Origin of the sequence: Echinicola sp. 20G, assembly GCF_015533855.1 — a bacterium.
Classification (GTDB): Bacteria; Bacteroidota; Bacteroidia; order Cytophagales; family Cyclobacteriaceae; genus Echinicola.
Genome location: NZ_AP024154.1, coordinates 4,887,917 through 4,904,309 on the forward strand (window position 1 = coordinate 4,887,917; position 16,393 = coordinate 4,904,309).

Below are 16,393 nucleotides of genomic sequence, written 5' to 3' on the forward strand. Positions count from 1 at the left end.
TAGGTTATTTTTGGATTAATTCAACTTTTTTACCGTTGATGTTATAGTCTATATTGAGGGTTCTCTTGATACCTTTGAGGACATTTTCCAAGGATTCATTATGGTATTCGCCACTATAGGCCCAATTGTCCTTAATCTTTGGGTCGCACAGCACCTCCACACCATACCAGTCACTGATCTTTTGGATGATCTCTGTTTTGTTACTGTTTTTGAACACCAGAATTTTATCTTTCCACCCGATTATTTCTGTGGTATCAAAACTGGTGAGGGATACTTCTCCGTTTTCATTGATCTTGAGCATCTCCATTGGGTTGAGGATTACTTGATTGCCTAATTGATCTTTGACTTTCACCTTACCTGAAACCAATGCCACCGACAGCTTTCCTTCTTGCCGTTTTTCTACATTGAAGGTTGTTCCCATGACTTCTACCTGAGTTTTGCCCAAGTCCACCAAAAAAGGTCTTCCATCCTTTTGCACATCAAAAAATGCTTCTCCTTCCAGCTTGACAAGCCTCAGGCTATCTGGGAATTTCTCCAAAAATGTAAGTTTACTGTTGGAGTTTAGGTTGACCACCGTGCCATCTCCCATCTTTATCGTTGACTTAATGCCAGCAGGGTTCTCCCTTACTTCCCATTTTAGAGGTGCCAGTTCAACAGGTTCTTTGACCACATAGGTATCTAAGATAATCCAAGCACAAAAAATAAGTAAAATGGCCGCTGCTATCTTATGAAAACCAAAAAGTGTCCCCCATGTTGAATTAGGATGGGATGGCTTTTCATATCCCTTCTCCTCGGCTATTGGTTCTGATTTGAGCACATTTTCAAAAATCTCCACATAGGCCTTGTTGGATAGTTCGGGCTTATTCTTATAGGCCATGGACCTTATGACGGTGGCCGCCTGCATGACGGTTTCACTTTTGTCCACATTCTCTGTTATCCATCTTTCCCAAAAATGATTGCTGTTACCATTTGGGTTTTTCACCCAAGAAATGAAGTACTCATCACCCAAAAAGTCTTCCAACTCATAGTCCTTATACTTCAATATGTATTTTTGTTTGTTATCCATGGGACTGCATTATGATGGATTAATGACTTCTTTTAAACTCGCCAAAGCCCTATACACCAATTTTCTGGCTGACTTGACTTCACTAAAGCCCATTATATCGGCGATTTCACTGTAACTCATTTCTTCTTCATAAAGTAAAATAAGTGCCTGTCGCTGTCTGCTTGTAAGTTGGTCTAGCGCCTGATTGATCATCATTCGCTTCTGCTCTTGGGACTCTGACTCAATCATGATGGTTTCGGGAGAAAGTGCGATGCAAAATGCCTTCTTATACTGGTATTCATTGGTATCTACCAATACGCCTCTTTCTTTGAGTCTCTTGATGATTTCATATTGAATACATTTGAACAAGTAAGATTTGATACTTTTCACCTGCCCAAGGTTTTCTCTCCTTTTGCGCAGATAGATAAATACATTCTGCATACAATCCTCCACCAAATGGGAATCGCCACAAAACTGAAATCCGTAAGAAAAAAGATCTGAAGCGAAGTTTTTGTAGATGTAGCTAAAAGTTGCTTCGTTTCCCAGACGAAAAGATTCCCATACCAACTCATCTGGCATGTCTTGATATTCTTTTTCAGAATACCTCCTTTGGGAGGTAGCGGTTATTTTAGGTGACTTTAAGGGCTTCATGTCAATTATTATTTGGCAGTTTTGCCAATTTGTAGTATAAAGAGACAGAATTTAAGCAAAACGACCCCATGAATCTGGAAAAAATCGCTTCGATATAAAACTTTTACATTGTTGTAATTTTTCAATCGTTTCGCTTAACGATTCGGTAAAACACGAAACATAAATTTATCATTAACATAAAAGAAAAACACCCAGTAAACAGTACAAAAAAAAGGGAAGCCATGAGGCTTCCCTTTAATCATTATCCCATTCATTTGTCTATCTAAAACTAATTCGTCTTTGTACTTGCTACAAAGCGAAAGGAATAATATGCTTTATTTCAATAAGTAAACTAAACTAAAACTCCCCACAAAGTTACTTTTGTCCAAGCCCGGTACCCAGTATTGGTTTGGGTCATTTTCCAAGTACCATTTGTAATTATAAGTCTTAACATATTGGGCTTTAGCGGAAATAAGGAATCTATACCATTTAAAATCAGCGATCAAAGCTGGGACATAGTCAACATATTTTCTTCTCCAATCCTTGATCTCTTCAAACCTTTTGTAATAAAAATCATTGTTATAAACGATTCGCTCCATTTGTAAACCGAATTTTGTAAAGTTCCTAACCCAACTAAGTTCTGCAAATATCACATTGCTTCCTGGGCCATTTCCAGCTCCCAAAACTTGTCCCATATGGGTATATCCATGCCTTACATAAGGATGTGTATACCAGCTGTCTTTGGCCAATATAGTCTCACGGACTGTCTGACCCGTCTGGGTAATTTCAAAATTCACTCCTAAAAAAGTATCCTTTTGCTTTAAACGAATATAGTTTGTAAACCCCAAGGTAAATGCCCTGTTCTCATCAGGATAAACCAAAAAGTCCATCAGCTTTTTGCTGTTTCCATTGGAACCATACTCCCCGTAAAATTCAAACAACCCACCATGACTCATCCACCTAAAATATCCAGAGCTTAATTGATTTCGCTGGTTTGCCTCCAAGTCTTCTACTCCATTATCTCTTTTTTTTCCGTTAAATATAGGCAGGTAATCATCAAAGCTATCCATGTCGTTGTGGTACATTTGTGAAACACTACTGTAGCCTACTGAGAGACCTGGTAACCACTTGGGTTGATAACTCAACGTGACCCCTGCCAGGTAACGCCAATCTAAATCTCTTTTGGGAATATAAAGAGGAGTCTGTCGGTAAACATAATCTGACCCAGGTGGTGGATATCCTGAATTTTTAAGTTGCCCTGCAATGACCTGCCCCTCAAAATAACCTATATTGGTTTCTATGGGCCTATTGGTTTCTAAGCTGGCGTGCAAAAAACCTGGTGCATTGTTCCCCATCAATAATGAGTTTTTCCGGCCGGGGCCCCACCAAATATTTTCTGTGGAAATCCCCAATGAAAAAGAATGATAATTATACTTGATATTTGACTGTCCCAACAAAAACTCCACATAAGCATAATCGCCATATTTCTCCACTATATCTCCCCTATTCAACCACTCATAATATTCATCCCAAGTGCTTCCCCAGTGCTCCTCGGGAAATCCTTGGAAAGGCAAGTTTTGAGCAGTAACCATCTCAGGTTGAAACTGCAAACTCCACCTACCATATTTCACATAAACACCGGCACTCAACAATACCTGTATCCCCCTGTTGGGAATCAAGGCTCCATTGTTTGCTCCAAAAGCATAATCGGAGTTATACTGTCCCCTAAACATCTCTGGTAACATTTTGAAGCTCCCTTTATCCTTTCCAAAATATTGGGTACCTTCTTCTCCGTAAAGCTCTTTGTAGAGACTTGTACTTTGGGCTTCGCTATCTTTTAGGTCCCCTAAACTTGGTGTCAAAGGTCTGATGTTGAAGGAGAAATTAGGATTAAAATTACCTATAAGCTGCTGACGCCTTAGGTAATCCTGCAAGTAGGGTGCATTTAGATTGGTTGTCTGTGCTTTGAGGTTAACAAGGCTTACAATCCAAAAAAATAATATGATTAGAGATCTTTTGAAAAGAAACATAGGGCTTAGGTTGATCTTCATCGATTTCTTTATTCTACTATAATGACGGCTATTTTTGACAATGACCAGCTTTCATCACATCGATGTGAGGTTTCCAAATAGTTCTGTACAGTTTGATCGCCACAAACCAATGTCATGCTACTGCCTTTGTGCCTGATGATTTTTGAAATGCTGTACTGTGAAGTCCAACCGGCAGAATCCGCATATTTGCACAAGCCCGGCAATTCCACCTCATCAGCACCCGTTCTGGGGTCTTCGTGACTCCCGTAAACATCCGGGTAGGATTGACTCAGGCAAAAAGTAGATACACATGGTTGATTGGAAAAAGTCGCATGGAGAGCTGTTTGGTCATCTAAATTAAAATACCAACTATCGGGCCCACTTACGGCATCTGCATTACCATCCCAAGAGTCATGTAACAACAACTCAATTTCTATTTTCAAGTTCTTATGGGCGGGCAGGTCATGCAAGGTCAAGGCTATTTCCTCATTGCTAAAGTTTCCAAGCACTAGCTTTTCATTAAACTCCCTTAACCTTCCGTTACTGATGTTTTGTAGGTTCTCTTGGGAAAAATCATTTTCATACACCAAAACCTCTCCAAGCTCTGCATTTTGCTGGCAGGCCTGCAGTGCAACTCCAGAGAGGACAAGGGCCAGGGATTTCAATAAAGACTTTAGTTTGAAAATAACCATACGTGTTTGTTCATTAAATTCTGTATTGGTACGCCTTCTTGGCGTGACTATTTAAGTAAGGCAACCTCACCTGACCAACTACAAACAGGTGAGGGTAGCATTTTACACACTCCACCACATATTAGTAAAATGCCATAATTACGCCTTAACCATGAAATTTTAGGTGAGCAGTTTATCTGCTTTTATTTATCAAGCATTTTGATGCTCTCTTCTAAGCAGGTCATTGATGGTTTTTACCGGATTAAAAGTTTCTAGAGGAACTTCCACAAAAAGTGTGTTCCAATCGGCCATGGCTCCATTCCATAGACCTGGCAGTTCCAAAGCCTTCAGAGATTTCCCACTTTTGGACTTCTCACTGATGAGTCCAGTTTCGGGGTCGGAGAAATCAGCTAATTGATAATTCTTTCCATTGGGTCTTTTGATGGAGCAAACCAAATCCACCGGGTTGAAATGCGTGCTTTCGGTCAGCAATGCCTTTTGATACAAAGGGTTAATCTGCGCCTTTTCTACAATTTGAAGTGCCACAGACCCATCTTTGTTTTTGGCCCAAAATGGTCCGCCACCTGGTTCTCCTGTATTTCTCACCATGCCGCAAACCCTAATGGGTCTATCCAGCTTCTCTATCAAATACTTTTTCTTTTCCAAGGCTGAAAGTTGCAAATAGGTGTCAGGAAAAACAACTCCCATTTTATCCTTCAGAAATGTTTCTACAGCTTGTTGACTTCCTACTTGATCAGCCTTCAAATCATTCAACAGGTTAAAAATTTCGGACTGCCTGTGCAGTAATAGGCCACCCATGGCCATTTTGTATTTCTTTGTAATCTCCAAAGACTTTGCTCCCCCTACATTATCTATGTTTTTGATAAAGACTAGGTCAGCATCTATTTCTTGAAGGTTGCTGAGCAAGGCGCCATGCCCGCCTGGGCGGAACAATATACTGCCATCATCATTTAGGAAAGGTTGATTTTCCAAATCTACTGCCAGGGTATCTGTAGAAGGTTTTTGTTGGGAAAAAGTAACCTCAAATCTTACCTTCAGTTTCTTTTCAAGAAGTTCTCTTACCTTTCCTGTTTCCTTAATGAATCCTTCAAGGTGTTCTTTCGAAACCGTAAAATGTAGTCGCACTACTCCTTCCTTTCCGATGCCATATTGGATTCCTTCCATAAAATGTTCATGAACTGGTGTGCGCTCATGGTCCTCATATCGGTGAAACTTTAAAAGCCCTTTTGGCATTTGCCCGTAACCTAATCCTTCTGAGAAAAGGACATGCGAAATGATCAACTTAAAATCCTTTTCCTGCATGGCCAGTTCAACAAAACTTCCTGCTTTTCTCAGGCTGATATCCAAATCACCATAAAACGGAAACTTCTTGATATTTTGGATAAATTCCTCCGCTATGGGATAGGCATTTAGGTATCCATCACTTTCCAAAAATTCAAATAGTTTTTTAAACATCCGGGAGGCTGCACCGCTGGCAGGCACAAATTTCACTACCTTCAAATCCTCTTTAGAGGTGCAGTATAGCTTTGAGAATTCATCAAGTTCCTTTTTGTTAAATTTTAGTATTCCATCATTGACCTGTGCAGGACGCACGATTGGCATAAAAGGGAAGCCTTTCTCAAACCTATTCAATTGCTCGGTTACTTCATCCATGGATTTCCCTTGAAAAGAAATCTTTTCCATTAATTTCTCCATAGTCAATTTATTATGTGTTGTCAGTTAATATTTGTGGTTCTTTGGCCCATGGAATTTGATTGGTACGCTATCCAATGGGAAAAAGTCGCTTCTTCTTGATTGGAGCATTTGTCACATCCTAATCAAGCTTATTGAGGAGAATCAGTCTTTTCACTTTTGATTCTCCTCAGTTTTTGTAGTCTAAAGAGTTTATCAAAACAATCAAGCAGTCCCAATGGTGTAAACCCTAAAACCAATGTCTCTTAATTTCTCTTTGTTCAATATACTTCGGCCGTCAAATACTTGAGCTGGTTTAAGCATATTATCATAAATTTTCTGCCAATCATAATCAACGAACTCGTCCCATTCGGTCAGTACAGCAATGGCATGTGCACCTTTACAAGCTTCGTATGGACATGGTTCCGCATTCATCAACTTCCTATTGTCCACCTTATTTCGAGTATTCAAATAGTCAATATCAGAGTACATTTGCTCTTCCCTAACCTTTGGGTCATACACTGTAATTTTAGCGTCCTCACTTAACAAGTGATCTGCTACATAGATGGCTGCAGACTCCCGGGTATCATTGGTATCCTTTTTAAATGCCCATCCAAGAAACGCTATCTTCTTCCCGCTTACCGTATTGTATAGTGACTTTATGATATTTTTCGCAAACCGGCCTTTTTGGTGATCGTTCATCTTGATGACCTGCTCCCAATAATCAGCCACATCCTTCAACCCGTAAGTTCTACAGATGTAAACCAGGTTAAGGATATCCTTTTGGAAACAAGATCCCCCGAACCCTACCGAGGCTTTCAAGAACTTATTGCCAATTCGGCTATCCGTGCCAATGGCTCTGGACACTTCATTGATATTGGCTTCTGTATTTTCACACAGCTCAGACAAGGCATTTATGGAAGAAACCCTTTGGGCCAAAAAGGCATTGGCAGTCAGCTTTGAAAGCTCCGAAGACCAAACATTGGTGGTGAGAATTTTCTCACGAGGAACCCAAGAATTATATATTTCCACCAAAGCCTCCATGGCTTCCAAACCTTCTTCCGTGGACGTATCGCCACCTATCAAAACGCGGTCAGGTGCCATTAAGTCCTCAATGGCAGTACCTTCCGCAAGGAATTCCGGATTGGATAGAATCTGAAATTTCGTGCCGTTCCCAGTGTTTTCCAAGATGTCACGAATTGCCTCTGCAGTCCTTACAGGTAGCGTTGACTTCTCCACAACAATTTTATCCGATTCAGCTGCAGCTGCAATCTGCCGAGCACATAATTCTATCCACTTTAAATCTGCTGCTTGCCCCTTTCCTTCACCATAAGTTTTGGTTGGAGTATTTACAGAAATGAAGATCATATCCGCCTCTTGGATGGCTCCTTCTACATTGGTACAAAAACGCAGATTCCTTCCTCTGGCCTCTGCCACCACCTTATCTAATCCAGGTTCATAAACGGGAAGATTGTTCAAATCCTCATCATTCCATGCTTTGATCCTGGCTTCATTGATGTCCACTACAGTTACATAAACATCCGGACATTTTTGGGCTATAACAGCCATGGTCGGGCCACCCACGTACCCCGCACCAATGCAGCAAATTTTCTTAATTTTCATGTGATTAAATTAAATTGTTGGTTCAAAAACTTTTCTTTAAACAATAGCGCTATAAAAACTTCAGGAAATTCCTGAGGGTATCTGGGTTATTGTAGGTTATAGGGATTATTTAACTACTTATTAATACTTATGAAGGTATCTTTATCGTCAATTCATTGTATCAACCATAAACTGACTACCAATCCTTTAGGGGAATGGATTCCAATTTTTCAGTATAAAGTGCTTGCTGTGGGACCAAAAAGACTTGAATTGCAGCTGATTGATTCTTGGGGATTTCAAGTTCAAAATAGACAATCTTAATATTCTTTTTTACTGTCCCATGAGGACTCTTCAAGTGTGCAGGAATTACTTTTACAGCCACCTTTTCTGGGGATGCCACCTTTAGCTTGAGCTTTTTGCCATTTTGGGTCAACATGGCTCCTTCACTAATGATATCTACGTCTGCGGTAGTGACCATTTGCCACGTGACCACAAGAGATCGCGGCGAATCGCTGATTTCATCCCTAATAATTACATAAGCTTCTTCCTTTATACCCACTCCCCTTACGACCTGCCGATCCCTTCTTAAAAATATGTTTGATAAATCACCAATAGCAAACTGGAAATGATCTTGATCCCCACTTCTTAAAAGAGTCGTTTCTCCCTTCACATCCATTAAATCCCTGTCCATGGTTAAGGTGCTGTGACCAAAATTATTGGTGCATAGAAGCTGCCATCTGCCACCGTCTTGACGGTTATCCCAAATCTTCACACCTTTAAACACATTGGCATGGTAATTTTGCATGGGCATGTCTATCGCCCAGCGCTCACCCAAAGCTTCCATGACAAATGACCCCATGTCCAAGTGACTGTGGTGCTCACGAGGGTTTCCAAGCTTAAATCCCAAATAAATTGCTTCTTTTTCATCCCAAGAAGATCGCATTACCGCCATTGAGTTTTCACCTCTACCTAGCCACATTTTGTTTTGAGGCTTTGGTATCTCATTTATGCGTTGTGAGGCTCCCATCAGTAGTGTCACTGGAAGAAGTCTGTATTTGGAAAGTCCATTAAATTGTCCATTTTGGATCAACTGTTTTTCGTTCCACAACAAACTGTAATCTGAAGTCTTATTGGCTATCCAAAAAATGGCGGGGTTTAAACTGGAAACGTTAAAAACATCGCTCCAATTAAATGCATGGCCAGATGGACCAATCATGTTCAAATAAAATAGACCAGACTTGAGTAGACAAGAATTTAGTATATCGTCAATATTCAACCCTAAACTTTCCAGCACACTGTACATCATGGCACTATAGGAGGTACCATATATCCAATACATATAGCCTTCAGGGTAAACGCCATCTGGACAATACTCACCCAAGGCATTTTGACTTAATGCCAAAGCCCTTTGAACGGTTTTCTTTGCTTCTTCAGGATACTTTTCAAAAATAGCCACTGCTCCGATACACAAAGCAGCATTGATTACTTGACTCCAATTGTTATGTAGCTTTTCAAAACCATTGTATCGTTCGTCATAAGAAGCTTGGATTCCTTTTTGATATATACTCTCCACCAGTCTATCCTTTTCTGAAGCTGTAAGATCATGGTAAAACCAATCGTAGCCAATGGCAGCTGCCATGGTCATTTCAGCCATATCCAAGCTGATTTTCGGATTCCAATTTTTCAGCCTGCAAATATTCATCAATTCCGCTACAGCCTTCTTTTTAAATTTCATATCGCCCATTACTCTATAGGCATAACCAAGAAATAAGATTCTTCGCAGCACCTCCCTCGAATTATTGACTATGGTACCATCTGATTTAATTATATCAGGTTCCTTTTCATTTATTATATTTTCCGCTTCAGAAATCACTAAAGCATGCAAGGAATTCCAATATTTATCTGTATTTAAAGTAGTTTTAAGTAATTCGACTTCACGATCTTTAAGTAATATCCTTGGATGGGGATTATCGGAAAAATTCACTTCTTCCAGCGTTTGACAATGGACTTCTGCTAAGGTTACCATATGAGCTATCCCCAATATGGCCAGTAAACACCTATAAATAGAACCTGAGGATGAAATGGATTGGCCGAAACTCAAAGACCTCTAATTATTTGTTCATCGATAACCTGGAGTCAAGCAGGTTATTGGTAATCATATCTGAAAATAGTTTTCCTCCTTCTGGATTGAGGTGATCTTCATCTGAAAAAAGGTCGTTCCTCTTCATAAAGACCTTTTGAAAATCCAGAATTCGACAATCATGGGCTTCCATCACACTGTCTGCACCAAAATTCGCAGTATCCATAGCTCTGATATATGCAGAAGTTAAAGGGTATTTAATACCAAAAACCTTGACTCCTTTGGCCTCACACCTTTCTATCATCCTAGACAAGTCATCCGAAAGCACTGCTGACTTTCTCAGGTTTTCGAAATGTATCCTTACTCTTCTTTCTCCTCTGGCTAATTTATCCTCTTTCTCTTCCCAACTCTTCCGCACCAAATTCTTCTTCAAAAAAGATTTTAATCGAGCCAAAAAGATATCCCTGTTTTTTGGACTAACAAGAGAAAAGTACCTTTTCACATACTTGTGATATGCATAATCTATAAAATTATAGTCAGTTTCATAGGCATTCACATAATTTATAGAGGCCTCTAAGTTATTAAGGTTTTCCCTGTAATTGGAAAGCAAGTGGTTGTCAGCAGAGATAATTACATATTCCAGATCATGATGATCTAAATAAAACTGCAGCTTATTATCCATGTCTTCATAGGAATCGCTTCCCCATGAAACATTCACGATTCCTTTATCACTAAGATTCTGTTTTAAGGGCAAGCCATGAGAGTCAGCCAAAATTATTCCTTTGATATTTTGGTCTTTTGATTCTCGAATCATCTTGGTGTAAGGTTCATAATAGAGTCCGTCCACCACAAAGGTCACTAAGATATTAATGGCCATCACACCTAAAAAAAAGGAGAAGAGCTTTTGTAAATATTTTTTCATATCACTTTAGAATTGGAAGTATATAAATTCAATTTCATCTGAGAAATTGCCAGCAAAATAGGTCAAGGCAAAAACACCATAATACACTCCATAACGAAAAGGCCTGCGCCATCTAATACCCACTTTTTGAATAGCAAAATCTCCTTCCTTTCCCAGCCATTCGATCATGACAAACAACAACACCAAGGCGATTACCCCTACCGGAAAAACATCAGGTTTAGTCAAAATGGATAGAGAAAAGATAGAGCTAATATAGTCCGTGGCCATCGCCACACTATCTGCCCTAAAAAAAATCCATGCCAAACAAGTCAAACTAAAGGTAACCAGCACCTTCCCAGCCTCCATAAGGGTGGGGAATATTCTACCTTCTGCTACTTGGTTGAGATTACTTCTATTTTTTCCAGCTAACATCAGTGGGAGAAAGTAAAATGCATTAAGTGCTCCCCAAACTATAAAGGTCCAATTGGCTCCATGCCAAAAACCACTGACCAAAAAGATAATAAAGGTATTTCTGACTTTCATCCATACCCCCCCTTTACTACCGCCTAATGGAATGTATAAATAGTCCCTAAACCAAGTAGACAGAGAAATATGCCATCTCCTCCAAAACTCTGCAATGTCCCTTGAAAAATAGGGAAATGCAAAATTTTTCATAAGGTCAAAGCCAAACAACCTGGAAAGTCCAATGGCGATATCTGAGTAGCCGGAGAAGTCCCCATAGATCTGAAATGCAAAAAGTACTGCTCCCAAAACTAGGGTGCTTGCCGAATAGTTTTCATAATTTTGAAAGATTACATTGACATATTCTGCACAATTGTCAGCTATGACGACCTTCTTAAAAAAACCCCACAGCATTTGCTTACTCCCATCCACTGCCAATGTGAAATCAAACCTTCTCCTTTTATAAAACTGAGGCAGCAAATGGGTAGCCCTTTCAATAGGCCCAGCTACAAGTTGAGGAAAAAAACTCACAAAGGTCGCAAAGCTTATAAAATCCTTTGCCGGTTCTAATTTCCTCTTGTAAACATCTATGGAATAGCTTAGGGTCTGAAAAGTATAAAAACTAATACCTACTGGTAATACAATGCTTAAAGCTCTCGGATGAATAGAATAACCAAAGAAACTGAAGGCTTGCACAAAACTATCTGCAAAGAAGTTATAGTATTTAAAGAAGCCAAGGAAACCTAAATTTACTATAACACTGATCGTAAGAAGTAACTTTCTATTGGTTGGGTCCTCTGTTTTCCCCATACTTTTGCCAACCGCAAAATCCAAAACTGTACTGAATAGGATCAATGACAAAAACCTCCAATCCCACCAACCATAAAACACATAGCTGGCAATCAGCAATAGGATGTTCTGCTGCTTCAGTTGCTTGGGAAAGACAAACCAATAAATCAAAAACACGAGCGGTAAAAAAACCGCAAAATCCAATGAGTTAAATAACATGATTTGTGAATATCAAAGGTGATCGGCAAAATCATTTGCCATGATAAAAGGATGGGGAATTGGGACATGCCTCAATCTGGCTTTCCCTCTTATAATTTTACACTCTGGACCGGGCTCTCCTTAGGTCATTTGCCGCCAATCTAAAAACATACCAAGGTTCTATTAAATACCTGAACCAAAACCGGTTGGGGTTTTCCTGCAAACGGTACAGCCACTCCAAACCGGTCCGTCCCATCCACCTCGGTGGGGTACTGACTGTTCCTGCCACATACTCAATTGCTGCTCCACAGGTCATAATCACAGGGGCATTCAATTGATCTTTGCTTGCCATGATCCATTTCTCTTGTCGTGGCATTCCCATTCCAACAATTAAAACGTCAGGTTTGTAGGCATTAATGGTGGCGATGACATGCTTGTTCTCTGTGGATTCTTTTCGTTGATCAAAAAAACCATGTCGATAATTAACCTGTAGTCCATCAAATCTTTCTTTCAATACATGTACCCCCTTTGAGACACTGGCTTCATCAGCTCCTAGGTAGAATACTTTTAAACCTTCATCACGTACTCTTTCCATCAATGGATCCATCAAATCCACCCAGGTAAGCCTGTTTTCTTTTTCCAACGGGTATCCCAAGGCTTTTCCGAGCCACACAATGGGCATCCCATCAATCCTCTTTTTCGCAATTGAATACAGTTCCTTAAGTTCCTCAGAGCTTTTCTTATGGTATGTGTATATACCATGGAGGTTTTGGCTGATGATAATATTTCTTTCACCCGCCCTGGCGGATTTGACCACAAAATCGAGCAGGGAATTCAAATTGAAATCATCTACTTCTGTCCCTAATAATTGATACGCCATAATTAGTTTAAGTTTTTGGTTTCTTTAAGAATATATTCGATTCGGGATTTCCAGCTGTGTGACTCCACTACCCTATTTCTGATTTGTGTAGCGTCAAATTTGTCTTCACAAAACAACTGATATGAGGCCCTTAACTTTTCCACCAAATCATTTACATTCCCAGACTCAAAACAGTAACCATTTTCTCCATCATGGATCATATTAGCCGCATCCTGAAATTTCGCAGCAATTACAGGCTTTCCCATGGACAGGTATTCGTATATCTTCAATGGGGAGTGATACATTTTACCTGAGTGTGTGGCAACCTGGCCGGAATAGCAAACATCAAAGCCACCGATATAAGCAGGCACCTGATCCCAAGGTTTACGCCCCACAAATTTGATCGTATCTCCCAAACCACTTTGAAGACAATCTTCCTCCCAGTCCTGTTTTGCCAGACCATCTCCAACAATGGTCACTTTAATAGGCATCTCTTTTTCAAGTATTTTCACTGCCTTGATCAATATATCCACACCACACCAAGCGATGACCGAACCCACAAAGCCCACCGTAAATTCTTCATGCTTACGAATAGGAATCACTTTTTCGGGATCAAAACGATTGGTATCAACCCCATTGGGTACTACCAAAATCTTGGAAGGATCTATATCAAAGTGATTCAATATCATCCCCTTCAATTCATCTGTCACACAGATAAGGTAATCACAGGACTGATAGGCCTTTTCTTCCATTTTTTTGCATAGGTCAGCCAGGATAATACTCTTTCTATCATTTTTGGCCTCTTCATAAAGCACACTGTTCGTTTCCAAAATCCAAGGCACCCCATGTTGCCTAAACTTCATCCCCATCAATTGAAATGCCCCCAACCGCTCATATACGCAGTCGATATCCTGATGCTTTTTGAATGAAAGCTGGTTATTGTATTTCCCGTAGGTAATCCTGATGATGTCTGCCAAGAGACGTTTAAAATAACTTTTGGAAAGGCTTTTTTGAAAATCTGTCTTCGACCCATTTTTCATGATTCGGTCTCCAACAATATATTCGGACACCTCCCAATTAAGATCTTTAAAACCATTGATAACGCCCATGATGTGAGCCCGAGCCCCTCCAGCGTCTGCTTTGAGTTGGGTAGAAACCCTCGGAGCTCCGGATAAATAAAGTAGTTTCATATAGGTGGCTTTAGTGTAGTTTAATCGTTTCAGTTTAAAAAAGCTTTTGAAAGTCCTGTGAGTTTGCGGATTTGTTAAGTGAGCATAATTTTATCCATGTTATCCATACTATAAACATGGTACTGCTTCTCTACCTCATCCAGTTTTTGGATGATCGCCTCACGCTTGAGAAGCAAAAGATTGATTTGCTGTAACAATTCTTCATTGCTCAAGTTTGCATCAAGCAACAGTTCGTCCAAGCCTGCATCCTGATAGATTCCTTTGATCTTTAAGTGCTTGTCCACATCTGTCATGACAATCGGCAAAACATCATATTTGGCAGCTAGTAGTGCTCCATGCAGCCTATTGGTAATAATGGCTACTCCATCTTTATAAGCTTCTCCTGCATTATCCAGCGTAATCTGTTTCTCAATAAAGGTCACTTCACAACCCTTCTCTAATAGTTTTTCATAGAGTGCTTTGCAGAAGGCATAATCCTGAAGGACTTGGTAAGTGATTTTAATACGGTATCGGTCCTTAAGGTGCCCGATAAGGTACATTAAGTTTTGGGTCAACTGATCTGTATAATTGTCCCCTGAGTCATCTTTGTAAATACCATCTCTGAAACTGAAAATTATTTCACTTTTGTTGGCCTTTGAGAGATCAACCCCATTGGCCGAATACATCCAGGCCAGGTCAGGAAAATACTGTGCCTTTTGAATGCCTATTTGATGAGCTAGCTGGAGTGAAATAGAATCCCTAACCCAGTAATGGTGGGTAAACCAAGACCGGATCCGCTCGCTTATGGCCTGTTGCTGGCCTATGGGGCCCATGGAAAAGCCCAACCTGATGATTTTCACACCCATTATCTTTAGTAGGAAAAGAAATACACTATACTCTAAATTCTTTTTGATTTTTTTTGAGGAGTTACCAAAAACATGACCAGGAGGACCCGCTACCATCACCACTTTACTTTCCTTCCTGAAAATACTTTTAAAGGCATTTCTGAAAAGTTGATTATAAAAGCCTCCTTGACCAGTGGTGCTATATTCTTCTGGCTTTAACTTTAATGCCTCTTTATAATAGTTTGGTAACTTCTGGTCATTGAGCACGATGTTGCCATATAAACGGAAGATTTCCAAAAGGGATTTATTGATCAGGACATCACCCGTATTTTCAAACTGGGTATTCCCTTGAAAGTAGATTGTCTTAGTTGGATTCATAATAGTAGCTGGGTTAGGCACTCCTTATTCAAACATTTTGCGATAAAAATTTGGCATAATTGCTCCAGGTATAATTTTCAAAAAAAGCTTTAATCCGCTGTTTTTTTGAAAGGGTATCATCCTCAAGGTAACTTTCCAAATAGTGCTCCAGATCCTCCATTGAAACATATGAATGGATCAATTGCTCTTCAGCCAGTTCCTTAAAAGCACCAACACGAGGACCGATTATAGGTGTAAGCCTAGGTAGGGAAGAAATCAAAGCTCCTGAGTTCAAAACACTCGAACCAGTATATGGAAAAAACACGAACTTGGCTTCACTATGGAGCTGATTGAGTTCCTCCTCATCTACAAATCGATCTTCCAGTTTCAAATTGGGATGATTATATGTGGCTTGGTATTCTTCAAATGTTCCTTTTTCAAACTTCCCCACCACCCTGACAGAATATTTGTCAAATAGCTGCTTTTTTTTCATGAACTTTAAAAAATCATCTATGCCTTTGCTTTTTCTAACCCTCCCCCATACCAAAACATCTGTTTTCTTTTCCGATTCTTTCTCCATAAACATAGGTGAGCGGTCAAACAGTGGATGAAAAAAATAAAGGCTTTTTTTCAATTCCAATTGATCAAAATACCGCTCACTTTCTTTGGTATGAAAAATGATTTTGTCAGACTTACTTTTTACCGTTGACATGATCAATTTACATATGGTGCTTTGGGATTTGTGTGGGTGAACATTATGATGTGTCCACACAATTTTCTTTTGATTCATCTTCAACCAATAGACTGTAAACCACAGTATCAAACCTTGCAATCCTGTCTTATTTTCTATCCAATTGAACATAAAAACATCTGCCTTCCAGGTACTTAAAAATATATCCATTACTCCCAGCCTTGGGCGAAGACCATGATTTACCACTTCAAAATGGTCTGATAGATACTTGGTCAGGTGATTGATATAGGGGCTTTTCTTTTCCAAATCCTCTCGGATTCTCATTGGAAAAACATACACTTTTTTCATAGATTTGGTCTTCCTCTAGTATTA

13 protein-coding genes are annotated in these 16,393 nt (G+C 39.8%); all 13 read right to left on the bottom strand.

The window, feature by feature from the left end; genetic code table 11:
* Positions 1-4: 4 nt before the first annotated feature.
* On the bottom strand, positions 5-1,066 hold the full coding sequence (locus JL001_RS19765; RefSeq protein ID WP_200979273.1) for a FecR family protein: 1,062 nt from the start codon (positions 1,064-1,066) through the stop codon (positions 5-7).
* A gap of 9 nt (positions 1,067-1,075) precedes the next feature.
* Complete coding sequence (locus tag JL001_RS19770) at positions 1,076-1,696, bottom strand: RNA polymerase sigma factor (protein ID WP_200979275.1); 621 nt, start codon at positions 1,694-1,696, stop codon at positions 1,076-1,078.
* Between the two features lie 314 nt (positions 1,697-2,010).
* A complete protein-coding gene (locus JL001_RS19775; protein ID WP_236252910.1) occupies positions 2,011-3,726 on the bottom strand; it encodes a capsule assembly Wzi family protein in 1,716 nt (571 codons plus the stop codon).
* 8 nt (positions 3,727-3,734) lie between these two features.
* Complete coding sequence (locus tag JL001_RS19780; RefSeq protein WP_200979277.1) at positions 3,735-4,397, bottom strand: hypothetical protein; 663 nt, start codon at positions 4,395-4,397, stop codon at positions 3,735-3,737.
* Positions 4,398-4,586: 189 nt separating this feature from the next.
* A complete protein-coding gene (locus JL001_RS19785; RefSeq protein WP_200979278.1) occupies positions 4,587-6,092 on the bottom strand; it encodes a DUF4301 family protein in 1,506 nt (501 codons plus the stop codon).
* Between the two features lie 201 nt (positions 6,093-6,293).
* The gene (locus JL001_RS19790; protein WP_200979279.1) at positions 6,294-7,691 is read right to left on the bottom strand and encodes a UDP-glucose 6-dehydrogenase; all 1,398 of its coding nucleotides are present in this window, start codon (positions 7,689-7,691) and stop codon (positions 6,294-6,296) included.
* A 175-nt stretch (positions 7,692-7,866) separates the two neighbouring features.
* Positions 7,867-9,771 carry a DUF4962 domain-containing protein gene (locus JL001_RS19795; RefSeq protein ID WP_200979280.1) on the bottom strand — a complete coding sequence of 635 codons (1,905 nt, stop codon included), beginning with the start codon at positions 9,769-9,771 and terminating at the stop codon, positions 7,867-7,869.
* 10 nt (positions 9,772-9,781) lie between these two features.
* The gene (locus JL001_RS19800) at positions 9,782-10,672 is read right to left on the bottom strand and encodes a hypothetical protein (protein WP_200979281.1); all 891 of its coding nucleotides are present in this window, start codon (positions 10,670-10,672) and stop codon (positions 9,782-9,784) included.
* 6 nt (positions 10,673-10,678) lie between these two features.
* A complete protein-coding gene (locus JL001_RS19805; protein ID WP_200979282.1) occupies positions 10,679-12,121 on the bottom strand; it encodes an MBOAT family protein in 1,443 nt (480 codons plus the stop codon).
* Positions 12,122-12,218: 97 nt separating this feature from the next.
* On the bottom strand, positions 12,219-12,980 hold the full coding sequence (locus tag JL001_RS19810; RefSeq protein WP_200979283.1) for a WecB/TagA/CpsF family glycosyltransferase: 762 nt from the start codon (positions 12,978-12,980) through the stop codon (positions 12,219-12,221).
* Between the two features lie 2 nt (positions 12,981-12,982).
* On the bottom strand, positions 12,983-14,149 hold the full coding sequence (locus JL001_RS19815; protein WP_200979286.1) for a glycosyltransferase: 1,167 nt from the start codon (positions 14,147-14,149) through the stop codon (positions 12,983-12,985).
* 74 nt (positions 14,150-14,223) lie between these two features.
* Positions 14,224-15,351, bottom strand: a complete 1,128-nt coding sequence (locus JL001_RS19820; protein ID WP_200979287.1) for a polysaccharide pyruvyl transferase family protein — start codon at positions 15,349-15,351, stop codon at positions 14,224-14,226.
* Positions 15,352-15,379: 28 nt separating this feature from the next.
* Positions 15,380-16,369 carry a glycosyltransferase gene (locus tag JL001_RS19825; RefSeq protein WP_200979289.1) on the bottom strand — a complete coding sequence of 330 codons (990 nt, stop codon included), beginning with the start codon at positions 16,367-16,369 and terminating at the stop codon, positions 15,380-15,382.
* Between the last annotated feature and the right edge of the window lie 24 nt (positions 16,370-16,393).